Annotated in this window: 19 protein-coding genes and 1 tRNA gene; 7 read left to right on the top strand and 13 right to left on the bottom strand. The window is 53.6% G+C overall.

Annotation, left to right across the window (positions count from 1 at the left end):
* Nucleotides 1-35: 35 nt before the first annotated feature.
* Nucleotides 36-1,601, bottom strand: coding sequence for a murein biosynthesis integral membrane protein MurJ (murJ, locus tag GH984_RS08320; RefSeq protein WP_153719743.1), 1,566 nt, complete (start codon nucleotides 1,599-1,601; stop codon nucleotides 36-38).
* Between the two features lie 96 nt (nucleotides 1,602-1,697).
* On the opposite strand from murJ, the gene rpsT reads away from it, so the two are divergent.
* The gene (gene rpsT, locus GH984_RS08315) at nucleotides 1,698-1,961 is read left to right on the top strand and encodes a 30S ribosomal protein S20 (RefSeq protein WP_153719742.1); all 264 of its coding nucleotides are present in this window, start codon (nucleotides 1,698-1,700) and stop codon (nucleotides 1,959-1,961) included.
* On the opposite strand, the gene proB is transcribed toward rpsT, so the two are convergent.
* From proB to rplU, 4 genes are all read right to left on the bottom strand, one after another.
* Nucleotides 1,958-3,088, bottom strand: a complete 1,131-nt coding sequence (gene proB, locus GH984_RS08310) for a glutamate 5-kinase (protein WP_153719741.1) — start codon at nucleotides 3,086-3,088, stop codon at nucleotides 1,958-1,960. The two genes, rpsT and proB, sit on opposite strands and share 4 nt — an antisense overlap.
* Nucleotides 3,075-4,112 (bottom strand): Obg family GTPase CgtA, encoded by a 1,038-nt coding sequence (gene cgtA, locus GH984_RS08305; protein ID WP_153719740.1) that lies wholly within the window; start codon nucleotides 4,110-4,112, stop codon nucleotides 3,075-3,077. Before cgtA ends, proB begins: the two co-directional genes overlap by 14 nt.
* A 67-nt stretch (nucleotides 4,113-4,179) precedes the next feature.
* The gene (gene rpmA / locus GH984_RS08300) at nucleotides 4,180-4,440 is read right to left on the bottom strand and encodes a 50S ribosomal protein L27 (RefSeq protein WP_153719739.1); all 261 of its coding nucleotides are present in this window, start codon (nucleotides 4,438-4,440) and stop codon (nucleotides 4,180-4,182) included.
* A 27-nt stretch (nucleotides 4,441-4,467) separates the two neighbouring features.
* Nucleotides 4,468-4,782, bottom strand: a complete 315-nt coding sequence (rplU, locus tag GH984_RS08295; protein WP_153719738.1) for a 50S ribosomal protein L21 — start codon at nucleotides 4,780-4,782, stop codon at nucleotides 4,468-4,470.
* Nucleotides 4,783-4,929: 147 nt separating this feature from the next.
* On the opposite strand from rplU, the gene GH984_RS08290 reads away from it, so the two are divergent.
* Nucleotides 4,930-5,910, top strand: a complete 981-nt coding sequence (locus GH984_RS08290) for a polyprenyl synthetase family protein (RefSeq protein ID WP_153719946.1) — start codon at nucleotides 4,930-4,932, stop codon at nucleotides 5,908-5,910.
* Nucleotides 5,911-5,967: 57 nt separating this feature from the next.
* Nucleotides 5,968-6,044: transfer RNA gene (locus GH984_RS08285), tRNA-Pro, on the top strand.
* Between the two features lie 10 nt (nucleotides 6,045-6,054).
* Here the strand turns inward: GH984_RS08285 and phoU are convergent.
* From phoU to mntR, 8 genes are all read right to left on the bottom strand, one after another.
* Nucleotides 6,055-6,777 (bottom strand): phosphate signaling complex protein PhoU, encoded by a 723-nt coding sequence (phoU, locus tag GH984_RS08280; RefSeq protein WP_153719737.1) that lies wholly within the window; start codon nucleotides 6,775-6,777, stop codon nucleotides 6,055-6,057.
* 22 nt (nucleotides 6,778-6,799) lie between these two features.
* Complete coding sequence (gene pstB, locus GH984_RS08275) at nucleotides 6,800-7,651, bottom strand: phosphate ABC transporter ATP-binding protein PstB (protein ID WP_216643643.1); 852 nt, start codon at nucleotides 7,649-7,651, stop codon at nucleotides 6,800-6,802.
* 17 nt (nucleotides 7,652-7,668) lie between these two features.
* Nucleotides 7,669-8,853 carry a phosphate ABC transporter permease PstA gene (pstA, locus tag GH984_RS08270; RefSeq protein WP_253939187.1) on the bottom strand — a complete coding sequence of 395 codons (1,185 nt, stop codon included), beginning with the start codon at nucleotides 8,851-8,853 and terminating at the stop codon, nucleotides 7,669-7,671.
* A complete protein-coding gene (gene pstC, locus GH984_RS08265; protein WP_369692013.1) occupies nucleotides 8,854-10,101 on the bottom strand; it encodes a phosphate ABC transporter permease subunit PstC in 1,248 nt (415 codons plus the stop codon).
* A gap of 113 nt (nucleotides 10,102-10,214) precedes the next feature.
* A complete protein-coding gene (locus GH984_RS08260) occupies nucleotides 10,215-11,228 on the bottom strand; it encodes a PstS family phosphate ABC transporter substrate-binding protein (protein WP_153719736.1) in 1,014 nt (337 codons plus the stop codon).
* Nucleotides 11,229-11,316: 88 nt separating this feature from the next.
* Nucleotides 11,317-12,645: a phosphate regulon sensor histidine kinase PhoR gene (gene phoR, locus GH984_RS08255; RefSeq protein ID WP_153719735.1), complete on the bottom strand. Its 1,329-nt coding sequence runs from the start codon at nucleotides 12,643-12,645 to the stop codon at nucleotides 11,317-11,319.
* Between the two features lie 12 nt (nucleotides 12,646-12,657).
* Nucleotides 12,658-13,341: a phosphate regulon transcriptional regulator PhoB gene (gene phoB / locus GH984_RS08250; protein ID WP_369692012.1), complete on the bottom strand. Its 684-nt coding sequence runs from the start codon at nucleotides 13,339-13,341 to the stop codon at nucleotides 12,658-12,660.
* Between the two features lie 79 nt (nucleotides 13,342-13,420).
* Nucleotides 13,421-13,852, bottom strand: coding sequence for a manganese-binding transcriptional regulator MntR (mntR, locus tag GH984_RS08245; RefSeq protein WP_153719734.1), 432 nt, complete (start codon nucleotides 13,850-13,852; stop codon nucleotides 13,421-13,423).
* An 80-nt stretch (nucleotides 13,853-13,932) separates the two neighbouring features.
* On the opposite strand from mntR, the gene GH984_RS08240 reads away from it, so the two are divergent.
* The 4 genes from GH984_RS08240 to GH984_RS08225 are packed head-to-tail and all read left to right on the top strand — an operon-like array spanning nucleotide 13,933 to nucleotide 17,697.
* Complete coding sequence (locus GH984_RS08240; RefSeq protein WP_153719733.1) at nucleotides 13,933-14,916, top strand: metal ABC transporter solute-binding protein, Zn/Mn family; 984 nt, start codon at nucleotides 13,933-13,935, stop codon at nucleotides 14,914-14,916.
* Nucleotides 14,892-15,647, top strand: a complete 756-nt coding sequence (locus tag GH984_RS08235; protein ID WP_153719732.1) for a metal ABC transporter ATP-binding protein — start codon at nucleotides 14,892-14,894, stop codon at nucleotides 15,645-15,647. Before GH984_RS08240 ends, GH984_RS08235 begins: the two co-directional genes overlap by 25 nt.
* Nucleotides 15,644-16,597 (top strand): metal ABC transporter permease, encoded by a 954-nt coding sequence (locus GH984_RS08230; RefSeq protein ID WP_153719731.1) that lies wholly within the window; start codon nucleotides 15,644-15,646, stop codon nucleotides 16,595-16,597. Before GH984_RS08235 ends, GH984_RS08230 begins: the two co-directional genes overlap by 4 nt.
* Complete coding sequence (locus tag GH984_RS08225) at nucleotides 16,594-17,697, top strand: metal ABC transporter permease (RefSeq protein WP_153719730.1); 1,104 nt, start codon at nucleotides 16,594-16,596, stop codon at nucleotides 17,695-17,697. The genes GH984_RS08230 and GH984_RS08225 overlap by 4 nt, the downstream gene beginning before the upstream one ends.
* Nucleotides 17,698-17,701 lie beyond the last annotated feature (4 nt).

Raw genomic sequence — 17,701 nt, 5'->3', positions numbered from 1 at the left:
TCTAATTAAGAGAGTATACGGCAGCATGCAGGGTTTCAGCCATGCCCCGCGTTCGGTGCCTTCAAGCTAGCCGGCCGTACTCCGAGTGCATATAGACTCCCGAAGTAAACAACCACGCCCATAATAATCATTCCTGTTAGGGCAACAACACGGCCCAAAACGCCTTGATCCAACCAAAACTCAAGCTGGCTTGCAGGGCCAATCAGCACCGCCACCATTACCCCAGTGGCGAGTAAAATTTGCCCCAACAACCGCCCCCAGCCCGCTAAAGGCTGATGCACGCCTTCTCGACGCAACCCTTGATAGAGCAAACCGGCATTGACCCATGCCGCCATAGCCGTTGCCAACGCAAGCCCTGCATGCGCAATCTTTGTATCAAACAGCAACCACACAAGCGTAATGCTAAGCACCATATTAACGATCATTGCGATAATCGCGCAGCGCACCGGCCCTTTGGTGTTTTGGCGCGAAAAATATCCGGGTACCAACACCTTAACCAAAACAAAACCCATCAAGCCGATGCCATAGGCCATCAAACTCCAGCTAGCCGCTGCTACGTCTGCCGGCGTGAAACGGCCGTACTGAAACAAGGTGGCGAGCATGGGGCTTGCCAGTACAACGAGTGCCGCAGTAGCCGGTAGCATGAGCACAAAACTCACACGTAGCGCCCAATCGAGGGTCAAATTAAAGCGCACCGGATCATTGGCCGCATGCTCAGCCGACAGTCTAGGTAACATCACCGTTGCCAACGCGATACCAAATACGCCCAATGGAAACTCCATGAGACGATCTGACCAATACAACCAACTAATTGAACCGACAATCAAAAATGAGGCAAGGATCGTATCTAACAACAGGTTGATTTGCTGAACCGATGTACTAAAAACGGTAGGCCCCATTAACCGAAGAATTCGGCGAACACCGGCGTCGTTCCAATCGATACGCGGCCAAGCGAGCAAACCGCGGCGCCACAAGAATGGCAACTGACTGAGTAACTGCAATAAACCCGCTAGCGGCACGGCTAACGCCAAGGCCATCACGCCTATTTCCATGCGGGGCGCCAAATAAAGCGCCGCCCCAATCAAGCAAAGATTGAGTAAAACAGGGGCAAATGCGGGCGGACCAAAACTATCATAGGTATTTAGCACCGCCCCCGCCGCAGCGGTGAGCGCAATGAGCAACAAATACGGAAACGTTAAGCGTAACAAATCGCCGGCTAATGCAAGCTGTGCGCTATCTGCAGCAAAACCAGGGGCAAACACATTAATCAGTACCGGCGAGCCCCACATTGCTAATAGGGTGAGTGCCAACAGAACCACGCCAAGGCAACCGGTAACCCGGGCATACAACGCGCGCACCGCAGCGTCACCCCCTGAATGCCGCGTGGCGGAGAGAACGGGCACAAAGGCTTGCTGGAAAGCGCCCTCGGCAAATAACCGCCGCAAAAAATTAGGGATTTTAAAGGCAACAAAAAACGCATCAGTGGCCGCCGACGGGCCAAAGACCACGCCGAGCACGATATCGCGCACTAGACCCAGCACCCTGGAGACCAGAGTCCAGCTACCGAAGGTCATCAAAGACTGGATTAAACCTTTGCGCAAACGCCTTATCCTAAGCAGTAATGGTTGACAATTGGCGGTATTCTGCGCATATTACCGCTCTTTTTCGAGACGCGAACATCCTATAGGAGCAGCACGTTGGCTAATATCGCCTCTGCCAAGAAACGCGCCCGTCAAGCCGAGAAGCAGCGCCAGCATAATCAGGCGCGGCGCTCGATGATGCGCACCAAGCTCAAGCAAGTTATTGCCGCCATTGAAAGTGGCGACAAAGCGGCAGCTGAAGCAGCCTACGGTTCCGCCGTTCCGGTTTTAGACCGCATGGCAACCCGCGGGTTAATTCACCGCAATAAGGCCGCTCGTCATAAAAGCCGGCTTGCCGCACAAATTAAGGCGCTCAGCTAACTTTCTGTTAGCACCAAGTTATCACGGTGGATAAGCTCTGGCTCGGTTACATAACCGAGCCGCTTTTCTATGGTTTCGCTTGGGTAACCCGCAATACGGCTGGCTGCATCAGAGTCGTAGTTAACCAATCCGCGTGCAAGCTCATGCCCACTTGGGTCTACACACGCCACCATTTCACCGCGCCGAAAGCGTCCATCCACCCGCGTTACCCCCACTGCCAGCAGACTGCGGCCTCGCTCACGTAAGACCCGCGCAGCGCCCTCGTCTATCCATAGCCGCCCACGCACCTGAAGCTGGCCTGCCAGCCATTGCTTACGCGCGGCTAGACGCGCCTGAGACGGCGTGAGCAGGGTACCCGCAGCCGTACCATTCATAATGCCCTGCAACACGCCTGTATCGCGCCCTGAGGCGATTAAGGTGGCCGCCCCTGCCCTTGCCGCACGCCTTGCTGCTAATACTTTCGCGCGCATGCCTCCGCTGCCTAGCACGCCGGGCGCATCGGAACACATCGCCTCAAGCGCCGGATCGCTGGCTTGTGCTTCGGTAACAAGCGGTGCATTTGGATGGGTGCGCGGATCGGCCTCGTACAAACCATCTTGATCAGTCAGAATGACGAGTAAGTCCGCTTCGATCAGGTTACTCACTAAAGCTGCAAGCGTGTCGTTATCGCCAAAGCGAATTTCATCCGTTGCGATCGTGTCGTTTTCGTTTACCACCGGGATAACGTTTAAATCCATTAGCGCACGCAATGTGGAGCGGGCATTCAAATAGCGCTGCCGATCCGCAAGATCTTCGTGCGTTAACAGCACCTGAGCAGTCTTAAGCCCAAAACCTTGAAACTCTGACTCATACGCCTGCACCAATCCCATTTGCCCTACGGCTGCAGCGGCCTGAAGCTGATGCAGCGCTTTAGGCCGGCTCTTCCAACCCAACCGCTGCACACCCTCTGCCACCGACCCGGATGAGACAAGAACGATTTCAACCCCTTGAGACTGCACATCAACCATCTGCCGAACCCAATCATGAATGCGATCATGATCAAGCCCCTGCCCATTATCCGTGACCAGTGCACTACCCACTTTAATCACCCAGCGACGGGTGAGGCGCAGCTCGCTACGCGCGCTCATCGGCGTTATCCTCGTCTAACTCAGTAAGGTGCTGCATTACCGCTTGGCAAAGCGTATCTGTGCCTTCGCCAGTTTCTGCCGAAATAAAATAAATCGGCCCTTGCCAGTCTAGTTGCGCTTTTAAATCACTCACCATCGCATCGCGCACATCGGTGGGGAAAAGATCAGCTTTATTGAGCACCAACCACCGCTCGCGTGCGGCCAACTGAGCGCTATAATTTTTCAGCTCGCCTGCCACCATTGTTACCTCATCAGCCAAATCACGCTCTTCATAGACGCCAGCCGCATCCACTAAATGCAGCAATAAACGCGTGCGCTCAAGGTGGCGTAGGAAACGAGTACCAAGACCGGCCCCCCCAGCAGCACCCTCAATGAGGCCTGGAATATCTGCCACGGTAAAACTACTTCCTAAGCCAAGGCTGACAACACCTAAGCCGGGGTATAACGTGGTAAATGGATAGTCGGCGACGCGTGGGCGAGCGGCAGAGACTGCACGTAAAAATGTAGACTTGCCCGCGTTTGGCAACCCAAGCAGCCCAACATCAGCTAATAGCTGGAGCTCTAGCTGCAGCTCACGCTGCTCGCCTGGGGTGCCGGGTATCGATTGCCGCGGCGCACGGTTGGTGGAGCTCTTAAAATGGGTATTACCGATACCGCCACGGCCACCCTTCGCCACACAAATCCGCTGCCCATGCGCGGTGAGATCGCCCAGCGTTTCACCTGTTTCTAGGTTACGAATAACCGTGCCAATCGGGACCTGCACAACAATATCTTCGCCCGCGCGGCCAGCCATTTGTCGCCCCTGCCCCCCATGACCACGCTCGGCAGCAAAACGGCGCCGATGACGAAAATCAACCAGTGTATTTAGACCGGAGTCTGCCTCTAGCCAAACACTGCCACCATCGCCACCATCTCCCCCATCGGGGCCGCCACGGGGAATGAATTTTTCGCGACGAAAACTCACACAGCCATTACCGCCATCACCTGCAGTGACTCGAATGCTTGCCTCATCGACGAATTTCATGGCTTATGGCCTGCCTAAATAAAAAACCCCGCTCTAGGCGGGGCTGGGGTAGACGCCTGAGCGTTGATCAGCCCGCTGGCTGAATGCTCACATAGCGCCGATTATTTGGACCCTTGCGCCGAAACACAACCTGCCCATCAATCTTAGCAAACAAGGTGTGGTCAGTGCCCATACCTACGTTTTCGCCGGGATGGAAGTGCGTGCCGCGTTGGCGAATAATAATGTTGCCCGCGATTACCGATTGCCCACCAAAGCGTTTAACGCCTAGGCGCTTGGATTGCGAGTCGCGACCGTTACGAGTACTGCCGCCTGCCTTTTTATGTGCCATGAGTTCTGCCTCCGTTAACGCCTAAGCTCAGCTTGCCTGGATACCGGTGATGCGCACCTCAGTGAACGTCTGCCGATGCCCGTGATGGCGCTGATAATCTTTACGCCGCTTGAACTTGATAATCTCTACCTTGCGCGCGCGCCCTTGGGCGACCACCTCAGCAGATACGCTGCTGCCCTCTAGGCGCGGCGTGCCGACTTTAACGTCATCTCCGTCTGCCACCAAGAGCACATCGTCAAATTTGACCGTTTCACCCGCCTCGGCAGGTAATTTTTCGATACGCAGTAGGTCCCCTTCGGCAACCCGATACTGCTTGCCACCTGTTTTAATTACTGCGTACATCTAATTAAGACTCCAAACGGTTTATCCAAAGCCGCGAAAGTCTAGCCGGATAGGCCCTTTACGTCAATGTAATTCGATCAAATTACCTTGACATGCCAGCAACGGGTTCCTAGCATGCCGCTTTCACCCATCGACGAGACACTCGGCATGGATATCGCTCCGCTTCGCGCACTCGTTGCCGACGACATGGCTATTGTCGATCGTATCATTCGTAAGCGCCTAGAATCAGACGTTGCCCTTATTAATCAATTGGGTAACTACATTGTTGGCGGCGGCGGCAAACGGTTACGCCCCATGGTGGTGCTTATTATGGCGCGGGCCTGCGGCCATCCGGCAGGCAGCGATCAGCATGCCTTGTTGGGCGCCATCGTAGAGATGATTCATACCGCCACGTTGCTTCACGATGATGTGGTTGACGAATCCGAGGTCCGGCGAGGTCGACAAACGGCCAATGCGCTCTGGGGCAATGAGGCGAGTGTTTTAGTCGGTGATTTTCTCTACACACGTGCATTCGAAATGATGGTGGCATTAGATGATATGCCCACAATGGCCACGTTCTCCCGCACCACAAACCGCATTGCAGAAGGTGAAGTCATGCAGCTCATGCATGTTCATGACCCGGATGTATCAGAAGACCGCTACCGTGAAGTGATTTACCGAAAGACAGCCGTCCTGTTTGAGGCCGGCTGCGAACTTGCTGCGCGCCTGGCCTTGGGGTCTGAAGCGCAACAGGCCACCCAAGCAGCGGCCGCGTATGGCCGGCATCTTGGCACCGCTTTTCAGCTTGCTGATGACGCGCTCGACTACGACGGCAATGCGCAAGCCATCGGCAAAAATATTGGTGATGACCTTGCCGAGGGCAAACCCACGCTGCCACTGATCCACTGCTTACAGCATAGTGACGTAACAACGCGTGAAATGTTACGTCAAGCCATTGAAACCGGCGGCCAAGATTATTCTGATCGTGTGGCTGATGCGCTGGCTGCGACTCGTTCGATTGAGTACGTGAGGGGTCTCGCAGAACAAGAGGCCGCGCTGGCCACACAAGCGCTGGAGAAGCTGCCAGAAAACGGTTTTAGCACCGCACTGGCTTCGCTGGCGACGTTCTCCGTTACCCGGAGCTACTAACCGTTAGTTTAATTGCGCAGAGCTAGGCGATTGCCTATACTCGCTCCCTCTGAGATGCGGGGTGTAGCTCAGCTTGGTAGAGCACTGTCTTCGGGAGGCAGGGGCCGGAGGTTCGAATCCTCTCACCCCGACCATATTCCTAACTTAGCGACGGTCACCCGTGGCTTCAGCAGCCATCTGCTCAAAACTGGTATGCCGCACGTCTTTGCCACGTACAAAGTAGATCACGTACTCGCAAATATTACGTGAGCGATCACCAATCCGCTCAAGCGACCGTGTTGCCCAAACGATATCCAATACTGGCGGCACAGACTTGGGGTTATCTTCTAGATATTTCATTAAATGCCGAATAATCGAGTCGTATTGAGCATCCGCTTTAATATCTTCTTGAGCCACTCGAACCGCTTGTTCAGCATCCATTCGCGTAAACGCATCCAAGGCGCCACGTAGCATGGTCTTAACCTGATCCCCCAACGCGGCAATTTCCGCCATGGGGCTGCGCTGGCGATCTTCTTCTAACAGATGCAACGCCATGCGCCCCACACGCTCGGCCTCATCACCAATGCGTTCTAAATCAGTAATAGCCTTAATGACTGCAACAATTAACCGAAGATCACTTGCGGCTGGCTGACGTCGGGCTAGCACATTGGTGCAGGCCTCATCCAGCTCCACTTCCATGGCATTGATTCGGTAGTCGGACGTAACCACTTTCTCGCCCTGCGCCTGATCGCCATTAACTAGGGCATCAAGCGCCGCTTCTAGCTGCTGCTCAACCAAGCCACCCATGGTCATCACACCCGTGATGATCTGCTCGAGATCTTCGTTGTACTGGCGCGAAATGTGTTGCGAGAACCCTTTTTTATCCATGGCGCTTGTCGCTCCTGACAGCTTAGCCGAATCGGCCGGTGATGTAGTCTTCAGTGCGCTGTTCTTTGGGGTTAGTGAACAGCGTATCGGTATCGTTAAACTCCACCACTTTACCCATGTGGAAAAATGCCGTGTATCCCGCCACACGCGCTGCCTGCTGCAGGTTATGCGTTACGATCACAATGGTGTAGTTGTCTTTTAATTCATGAATCAGTGCTTCAACCGTCGCGGTTGCCAACGGATCAAGCGCTGAGGCCGGCTCATCCATCAAAATCACTTCTGGATTCACCGCGATAGCACGCGCAATGCACAAGCGCTGCTGCTGACCGCCAGAGAGTTCTGTGCCTGGCGTATCCAAACGATCCGCTACCTCATTCCATAGCCCCGCGCGTTTGAGTGACGACTCCACCAAGTCATCAAGCTCAGAGCGAGAGGTACCTGTACCATGCAAACGAGGCGCGTAAGCAATATTCTCGTAAATGCTCTTTGGAAAGGGATTGGGCTTTTGGAATACCATCCCGATAAAAGTCCGTAACTGAACCACATCGACGGAATGATCATAAATATCCTCACCATCTAAGGTGACATCCCCCTGCAGGCGGACCTGCGGGATAAGATCATTCATTCGATTCAGGCAGCGCAGAAATGTGGATTTACCACAACCGGATGGCCCGATGAGCGCCGTTACCTCACGTGAATAACAATCAAGATTGATGTCATACAGCGCTTGCGTATCGCCGTACCAAAGGTTGAGGTCACGCGCGCTCATCTTGACTGTGGGCTGTTTTTGCTCTGCCGTCATTGGGCTGCCATCCGCATTTTGGGCCATGGTGTGCGCCCCTGTTGCCGTTTTTGTTTTGACTTCAGTTTCCATGAATCCCTCGCCCGCCGCTACCAGCGACGTTCAAACTTGCGCCGCAGGAATACCGCAGCTGCGTTAAGTGTAAGAAGCACGGCGAGTAATACGATGATACCCGCAGCGGTTTTCTCTACAAAGGCTTTTCGCGGCTCACTGGCCCACGTAAAGATCTGTGCTGGCAACACGGTTGCCGACTCAAAAATACTGCCGGGCGCCTCGGGAATGTAGGCGATCATACCAACGATGATCAATGGCGCTGTCTCACCCATCGCCTGCGCCAGACCGATAATCGTTCCAGTCAATATGCCCGGCAGAGACAGCGGCAACACATGATCTCGCACCACCTGCCAGCGTGAACAGCCCATCGCAAAAGCACCTAAGCGAATCGGATCGGGCACCGCACGCAATGCGGCACGCGTGCTGATGATGATAATTGGCAGTGTCATCAAGCCCAACGTAAGGCCACCAACCAATGCCGAAGAGCGCGGCGCTCCAAAGGTATTAATAAACACCGCTAAACCGAGCAGACCGAAGATAATAGACGGCACCGCCGCAAGATTATTGATATTGACCTCAATAAGCTGCGTCAGCTTGTTGTCAGGCGCAAATTCCTCTAAGTAGATCGCCGACATAACCCCAATCGGGAAAGCAAAAATTAGAGTGACAAACAAAACAAAAATTGAGCCCACCACCGCCGAAAATATGCCCGCAAGTTCTGGCAGCTTGGAATCACCCGCAGTAAAAAACGCCCAGTTAAAGGTGGTACGAATAACGCCGGCTTCCATCAGCTCTTCAACTTGAGCCGCCATCTCAGGAGGCAACTCTTCATTACCTTTAAAATATTGATCAATGCGGCTGTACGTGGGCACCCATTCTTGGCGTGTCGTCCCCGCTAACTCAGGGTTATTTCGTATATCAAGCGGAATTGAGCGCACTGCACCCCGCGAGACAATCTCACGCATGTCCTCGGCAAGCGCAAAACGGCCGATGCGCTCAGCCCGCTCGTTGTAATCGATGGTGACATTAACCTCGGTGCGCCAAAAGGCCGTGTAGCCTTGGCTGATAATGTCGGTAAAAAACGCAATAATAATGGCAAACGCCACAAACAACGCCGTGACGGTATAGGCCTTAAAGCGTTTCTCGCCACGATAGCGCGCCTTAATGCGCGGGTCGTTAGCAGATCCAGTCAGTCGTCGCTGCATATCTTCGCGTCCCATTTAGTCGTAGCGCTGCTTGAATCGGCGCACCAAATAGGTGGACACCAAGTTCAGCATTAACGTAACGGTAAAGAGCACCAGACCCAAAGCAAATGCCGAAAGTGTCTGGGGGCTATCAAAGGCCAAATCGCCGGTTAGCGAGTAAACAATACTCACGGTAACCGTTGTCATATCCTCTAGCGGGTTCCATGTCAGGTTGGGTCGCACGCCGGCGGCCATCACCACAATCATCGTCTCTCCTAGGGCTCGCGAGACCCCTAACAGAAAGGCGGAAATCACGCCTGGCAACGCCGCCGGCAAAATCACTTGCCGAATGGTTTCAGACTTTGTTGTGCCGAGCGCATAGGCGCCTTCGCGCAGTGTCTGCGGAATACTATTAATGACGTCATCTGACAGTGACGAGATAAAGGGGATGATCATGATACCCATAACAATCCCAGGCGAAAGGATATTGCTATAAGAGGCATCGAGGCCGAAGAAATTGGCAATATCCACCACGATGGGAGTTACCGTAATGGCGGCAAAGAACCCATAAACCACCGTTGGAATACCGGCCAAAATTTCCAGAATAGGCTTTGCCATGCCGCGTTGGCGATGGGTGGCATATTCCGACATAAATATGGCGGATAACAGTCCAATGGGCAGTGCGGTTGCCATCGCAATGGCCGTTACCATAAACGTGCCCGCAAATAACGGTACCGAGCCAAAGAACGACGTACCCTCGCCAACTTCATCACCCCGGCCGGCAGCTTCTAAAAAGGTATCACCAGGGGACCAAACCGTACCGGTCACAAATTCCCAAACACTCACCTCGCGGAAGAAGCGCATCGCTTCAAAAACCACGGATAAAACGATTGAGACCGTTGTAATAATAGAAATTAACGCCGCGCCCAATAGCAGCAGGCGAATTACCCGATCCAATGCATTGCGCGCCCGAACTTCAGGGCGAATCGCACGCAGTCCATGCGCCAGCCCGATGGCTGCAACGGCAAGAGAAACAATTAAAACCAGCTCGCGGGATGGCGCAATCAAACCGAAAACGCTGAGTAATGCCGCTGCAATAGCCACACCTAGCGCTGGGAGCCCCATCCACACCACCGAGTACCAACCGTACTGCTGAGGCCGAGAATGCATGGCAATGCCAGAGGCCATCGTCGCTAGCGCTTTGCCTCGACCCAGCCTATACGCCAGCAGACCTAGCGGTATAAGTGCGGCAAGCAGCAATAACGTTGTGAGTCCAATTCCCACTAGGCTACCTCGATGTCTCTGACTTTCTTAATTCAGGAATAGCCGCCTCCACATGGGAGACGGCTATCGATTAAAGGCGAATCGTCACCGAACAGGGTGAGGATTGCAACGCCTTACTCTAGGTCGCTGCGCTCTACGTTAACGCGGTTTGCGACCCGGTCACGCCACTCGGCAGCCTCAGCGGCCGGCAGGGGAATCAAGCCCTCATCAATCAGTAGGCCATCTGACCCAATCATGATGTCGTCCATAAACAGGCTGACGTACTCATCAATGCCTGGTACCACACCTTCGTGGGCTTCTTTAATGTAGAACCACAGGCTACGGGCTACGGGATAGTCGCCCCTGGAGATGTTCTCCACCGTTGGCTCAACGCCATCAAGGGAAGCAGCGTTCAGCGTATCGGCGTTCTCAGCTAAGAAACTGTAACCGAAGACACCCATCGCATCTTTGTTTTCACGAATCCGCTGCACGATCAGGTTATCGTTCTCACCAGAATCCACGTAAACGCCGTCGGCACGAATGTCGGTGTACTCTTCTGGAAAGCCGTACTTGGCAGATACTTTTTCCATTGCCAGCTCTTCAAACGCGTCACGCGTACCAGAGGTGGTTGGCGGGCCAAGAATCTCAATTCGACGATCAGGCAGGCTGGCGTCAATCTGATTCCAGTTGGTGTAGGGGTTATCAACCATTTCACCGTTCTGTGGAACCTGAGCCGCCACGGCCTTCAGGACGTGCTCTAGAGTCAGATCAAGCTTCTCGTTGTCAGCACTCTGGGCAATAACGATGCCATCAGAACCAATTTTCGCTTCGGTGATATCCGTGACACCATTTTCCATGCAGCGATCAAACTCGCTTGGCTTCATCCGACGTGAAGCGTTTGAAATGTCTGGGGTGTTAACACCAACGCCTTCACAGAAAAGACGCAAACCACCGCCAGAACCGGTGGACTCGATAACAGGGGTCTGGAAGTTGGTGGTAGCACCAAACTCTTCAACAACATAGCTGGCAAACGGATAAACCGTGCTGGAGCCAACAATACGAATTTGATCACGCGCTTCAACGGCGGTGACGGCGGTCATGCCAACAGCCGCTGCAACGGCAAGGGCGGATGTCTTCCAAGTCTTCATGAGGTAACTCCTCGTTAATGCTTTAAGGTTAATGCTCGACGAAGACTAGAGGAGAAATATGACAAGACGATGACCCAAACCGTGAGGATTAGTGCTGACCGGTTTTCATTACCCCGGAGGCTTCATCCAAGCGTTCGTAAACCGGGAAAATTGCCGAGAAAGTACTCCCCTCGCCCACCTCACTCGTTACTTCAAGACGAGCTGAATGACGTGAAAGCACATGCTTAACAATGGCAAGCCCCAAGCCCGTCCCCCCGTTACGGGAGGCGCGACCACTGTCAACCCGATAAAAACGCTCTGTCAGGCGTGGCAAATGATGCAACGGAATCCCCCGACCCGTGTCTGCCACCGTTAAACAAGCACCGCCTGCTGCTTCAAACCACCGCACATCAATGCGGCCACCACTTTCGGTGTATTTCACCGCATTGCCCAATAAATTAGAAAATGCGCTTCGCAGCTCTTCCTCATCACCCGCCACAGTCAGTCCATGATCGACTGTCAGTGTAATCACATGCGCCCCACTGCTCATCGCGCGGGCTTCTTCCACCAAATCTTCGAGCATGTCATTAAAATTAATTAAGGATCGGGGTGTTGAAGGAGCCTCAGTCTCAAGCCGCGAAAGCAGGAGCAGATCGTCTACCAAACGCGTCATACGCTCAATCTGCTGCTCCATGAGTACAAGCGGACGCTCTAGATCCTCTGGCCCAAGGTCGTCCATCTCACTGAGCTGCTCAGACATCCCGCGCAGCACGGTTAACGGCGTACGTAGCTCATGACTGATATTGGCAACAAAATCTTGGCGCATGGTCTCAAGCCGATGCAGCTCTGAGATATCCCGCGCCAACAACAGCTGCTGATCTTGGCCATACGGCACAATTCGAATTTCCAGCGTCCGCCGAGAATCCTGTGGCGATGGAATTTTAACGGCCGCGCTTGAGTCTCCACTTTCCAAATAGCTGGCAAAGTCGGGGTGCCGAATCAAATTGGCAATTCGCTGACCGCGGTCTTGCGGCCATTGCAAACCTAAATAGCCCGATGCGAGATGGTTCCACCATTCCATCTCGCCGGCACCGGTCAGCACGATCGTGCCATCCGGCATCGCATCCACACTCTCACGGAAACGCCGCAGCAGACGAACCAACCGATAACGACGCTCACGCTGGCGCTGATGGCGTCGATCGAGGCCATCAAAAATATTACCCCAAAGTCCACCTGCCCTCGGCGGTCTTCGCTTGCGAGACAAACGCAGCCACGACTCAAGGCGATAGAGCTGAAGCAAATTATAGGCAAGCAGGGTTACGGCACCGATCGCGACTGCCCAAAGGAGCTTTCCAGTTACCAACCCGATCAGTAAAAAAAGCATTGCCCCGCCGGCACTGCGCGCAATGACAGCCGGCCAAGGATTACTAATTAGCATGTCATCTGTCTCTTAACTAGCAGAGAAGCGATAACCTGCGCCGCGCACTGTTTGCACGAGATCATCATGCCCTGTTGGGGAGAGCGCCTTTCGCAAACGACGAACGTGAACATCAACCGTACGCTCCTCAACATAAACATTCGCACCCCATACATTATCGAGAAGTTGAGCACGATTGAACACACGATCTGGATGCGTCATAAAAAAATGCAAAAGGCGGAATTCGGTAGGCCCCATCACCACTTTTTCTTGATTGCCGCTAACACGGTGACTGACTGGGTCAAGTACGAGGCCACGTACGGCGATAGGCTCCTCAGCGGTGGTTGGCTGAACGCGACGCAAAACCGCTTTAACCCTAGCAACAAGTTCACGTGGTGAGAATGGCTTTGCGACGTAGTCGTCAGCACCAGAATCAAGCCCTTTAATGCGATCAGATTCTTCGCCACGAGCAGTTAAGAGAATGATCGGGATCTCACGCCGGTTGGGCTCACGTTTTAGGCGACGCGCAAAATCGATACCGCTTTCCCCTGGCAACATCCAGTCGAGCAAGATGAGGTCTGGCTTGCTTAAACGAATCGCGGCGTCTGCGTCTTCTGATGATTCTGCATGCCTAACACGATGCCCCGCGCGCTCGAGCGCCATCGCGACCATCTCCCGAATCGCAGATTCATCTTCTACCAGCAAAATGGTTGCCACCGAATTGCTCCCTTTTCACACGACAATACCACCGCCTTGCAGTATAAAGACAATGAGGTTACGGAACCATGACATCCAGCTACCGCGCAATAAACTCGCGCATTAGGGCTAGTGTCTCCTCGCTAACATGATGCTCAATGCCCTCTGCATCTAAACGTGCCACTTTTTCACTAACGCCCAACGTGCGTAAAAATCCGAATACTACAGCATGACGCTCCCGCGAATGCTTAGCCATTGCCCAGCCAGCATCCGTTAAGAACAGCGATCGATAAGGGACGGCTTCCACCAATCCCCGCTCAATAAGACGCTTAATCATGTTAGCCACCGTCGCCTTACTCACACCCATACGCGTTGCGACATCGACTGATCGCGCCTCCCCCATGGTCTCGAGCAATTCACTGATTAGCTCGACATAGTCTTCCATGAGTTCCGTTTCATGGGCGCGGCGAACAGAAGCGTATTGCGCCGCATGCGCCTGAGCATCTGGCAGAGAGACTTTTTCCTGTGTCATAAAATTAAGCGTAGCGACTATTGTCATCCCATGCAAACTGAGTTAGCTTAAACTAACTTTATAGCTTATAGGATTTCTCCATGCATGCGGCTGCTTGGCGCTTGTCGTTTACTATTGCGATCGTTATCGGGCTTTTGGGTTTCAGCCTGACTTCAACAGCCACCGAAAATCGTCCACTACGCGTCCTAGCCACAGTGGGCATGATCGGCGATATCGCACAACAAGTCGCCGGTGATTGCGCAGCAGTTGAAACATTGCTCCCACCCGGCACCGACCCGCATTATTATGAGGCAACACCCCGCGCGGTTAGAGCTCTGGATACCGCAGAACTCATCTTTTACGTCGACAAAACACTGGAAGAGCGTTTGGGTGGGATTCTAGAAAATTTCTCAAGACGCACACCCACGGTAGGGCTGGCCAGAGCCACTTACGATTCAACAGATTTGTTATTAGAAGCACCGGGCACACTCGATCCCCATTTATGGATGGATGCGAACCGCTGGGGTCAAATTGCACCGGTTATCGCCGAGGCAATTGCTGAGCAGCGGCCTGATTGCGCAGAAACGATGATGGCAAATGCCATCACTTACCAAACGCAACTCGCTGCCCTAGATGACTGGATCAAAACCTCCATTGGCAGCATCCCAGAGAAGCAAAGAATGCTTGTGACTGCCCACGATGCGTTTTACTACTATGCCGAGGCGTACTCCATTACTGCTAGCGAGGCCATAGAAGGTATTAGCACAGAGTCAGAGGCGAGTATTGGCGATATTCGTGCCGTCGCTCAATTTGTTGTAGACAATGCAGTGCCGGCTGTTTTTGTGGAAAGCACGATTAGCCCACGCACCATTGAAGCGCTAGTCGCCGAAGCTACCGCCATGGGACATGAGGTAGTGATTGGCGGCACGCTTTTCTCAGATTCATTAGGTGAATCAAATAGCGCCGAAGGCACCTACATCGGCATGCTCCGCGCTAATACTCAACAAATTACGGTCGCTCTTGGCGGCACTCTTGCCCCTTGGCCGTCAGAACTCACTGAATGGGCAACACGTTGGAACAAGTAGATACACACGAGCCCGGGTTTGCGCTGCACGTAGAGGATCTAACGGTCACCTATGGTGCAACGCCTGTTCTCTGGGATATCGATATGGATATCCCACCGGGCGTTATGGCTGCGGTTATCGGCCCCAATGGGGCGGGTAAATCGACCCTGTTAAAAGCCGTCCTTGGTTTGCTCAAACCGGTAGCGGGGCATATTCGTTTCCTAGGCCGGCCTTTGAGCGAAATGCGTCAAGCGATTGCTTACTCGCCGCAACGTCAAAGTGTGGATTGGGATTTCCCCACCACAGCGGGGGATGTTGTAGAAATGGGCCTATATGGCGAACTTGGCTGGTTTAAACGCCCCAACCGTGAACACCGCGCGCGCGCGTTGGCAGCGCTACAAGAAGTAGGCATGGAGGCATTTGCTGAACGCCAAATTAGCGAGCTTTCGGGCGGCCAGCAGCAACGGGTTTTTATTGCGCGTGCTTTGGTGCAAAACACGCCGATCATTATTTTGGATGAACCCACCGCGGGCGTTGATGTTACCACTGAAAATATTATTCTTGAGCTGATGAAGCGACTGCGTGATCGCGGCAAAACACTGATTGTTGTGCATCACGACTTAACAAATGTGCAGGCCCATTTCGACTGGCTAGTAATGCTTAATGTTCAGGTTGTCGCTCAAGGCCCGCTTAATGAAATATTTACTGAAGAAAACCTCCGCGCCACCTATGGCCGTCGCTTGAGCCCATGAGTTTTCTGCAAGATTTACTGGGCAGCCAAATTGTGCAGCTTGTGGTCTTAGGGGCCGCGCTACTTGGTGCAATGAGCGGGATTCTTGGCAGCTTTGCTGTTCTGCGCCAACAAAGCCTGCTTGGCGACACCTTAAGTCATGCCGCCCTACCGGGCGTGTGCATTGGGTATCTCATTGCAGGGGAGCGGCAGTTAAGCCTGCTATTACCCGGCGCTCTAGTCACCGGAACGCTGGCTGCCCTAAGCGTCATGCTCATCACTAAACGCACTCGACTCAAAACCGATGCTGCACTAGGCATCGCACTGAGTGTGTTTTTTGCGATTGGCACCGTGCTCCTCACCCTGATTCAGGCACAAGGCAGTGTCGGTAGCGCTGGGTTAAGCAGTTTCTTATTTGGCCAAGCCGCTGCTATCACCAAAGGGGATATTTCCTTGATGATTGGTACCGGCACCCTATTGCTGGGGGTGGTATTACTGTTTTGGAAAGAATTTAAGTTAGTTAGCTTCGATCCGGCATCAGCTCAGGTGTTGGGTTTGCCTGTATTGGCCCTTGAGGGCGCGTTAACCCTGATCGTTGCAATTGCCGTTGTCCTTGGGTTGCAGTTGGTGGGCGTTATTCTGATGGTGGCACTCCTCATCGCACCAGCCGCCGCCGCTCGGCAATGGACCCGATCCTTAAGCAGCATGGTGATGCTGGCTGGCCTGCTTGGCGCGGTGGCAGGCGCTGGAGGGGCGTTGGTGAGCGCAACAGGCCGTGGGCTTGCTACTGGGCCTGTTGTTGTTTTGATCATTACCGGCATTGTGCTGATCTCTTTGCTCATCGCACCGCAACGCGGCATTCTCTGGCAAGCACGGGCCCGACGTCGACTCACCAAAAGGCTGCCTGCGGTGACAGTGCCGCATGACGCAAAGCGCCGAAAATTTCCAATTCGCGGAGTCAAACGCGGATGATCACGGCCAGCATTATCCTAACGGGCGTGCTCGCATCGGCCTCCGCGGCTCTGCTTGGCACATTTTTAGTGCTCCGCGGCAGCGCTATGATGTCAGATGCTATTAGTCACTCGATTGTTTTAGGCATTATTTTAGTCTGGCTGGTAACACGCCAGGTATCTGGGCCTATCCCTATACTAGGTGCTGCACTCGCAGGCGTACTAACGGTTTTATTAACGCAGTGGCTAGCGCAGTCGCAACTAGTCAGGATGGATGCAGCCATTGGTCTTGTCTTTCCAGCCCTCTTTGCCGCTGGTGTTTTATTAATCGCGTTATACGCACGCGAGGTTCATATCCATACCGATACGATTTTGCTGGGTGAGATTGGATTTGTTTGGTTAAACACTGTTCCACTGGCCGGTTGGGAAATTCCCCTATCGATCATCACACTGAGTCTTGTATTAATTGCCAATTTGCTGTTTGTGGGCATTTTCTGGCATTCACTCAAGCTTGCCACCTTTGATCCCGCGCTCGCCGCAGCGCTTGGATTATTCCCCAGCACCCTTTACTACGCATTAATGACCTTAACCAGCGTTACCGCGGTGGCTGCCTTTGATGCCGTCGGCGCTATTTTATTTGTAGCCTTTGTCATCGTGCCACCCGCCACGGCTTATCTCCTTACACGACGCCTGTGGTTAATGGTTTGCCTAGCGATCGGGCTTTCCACTGCTGCCTGCGTCTCAGGCTATGCACTGGCGGTCTACTGGAATGTTTCGATTGCCGGCATGATGGCCAGCATGACCGGGGTATGGTTTGCAGCCACATTATTGCTTGCCCCGCAACAAGGCTTGCTAGCGCAGTTGTTACGTCGAAGAAAAGCGCGACTTGAGCATGACTGCCGGGTCATGCTTGCACACCTTCTAACTCATCAGAATACGGCTCAAGTTGACGAAGAGAACACCCAAGCTGCGCTAACTCAACATTTAAACTGGCCTCAACCTCACGCCAATGCCGTTATCAAACGCGCGCTTGAGCAAGCCCTCATTGAAAAAAATGGTAACCTGCTGAGATTAAAACCAGCCGGCGAAACAGCCGCAAGAGAGTTATTCGCCCGTCGGTGAGGAC

Origin of the sequence: Spiribacter salilacus (assembly GCF_009649225.1) — a bacterium.
Lineage (GTDB): Bacteria > Pseudomonadota > Gammaproteobacteria > Nitrococcales > Nitrococcaceae > Spiribacter > Spiribacter salilacus.
Note: the sequence above shows the minus strand (reverse complement) of the source record. Positions and strands in the feature narration are given on the sequence as shown.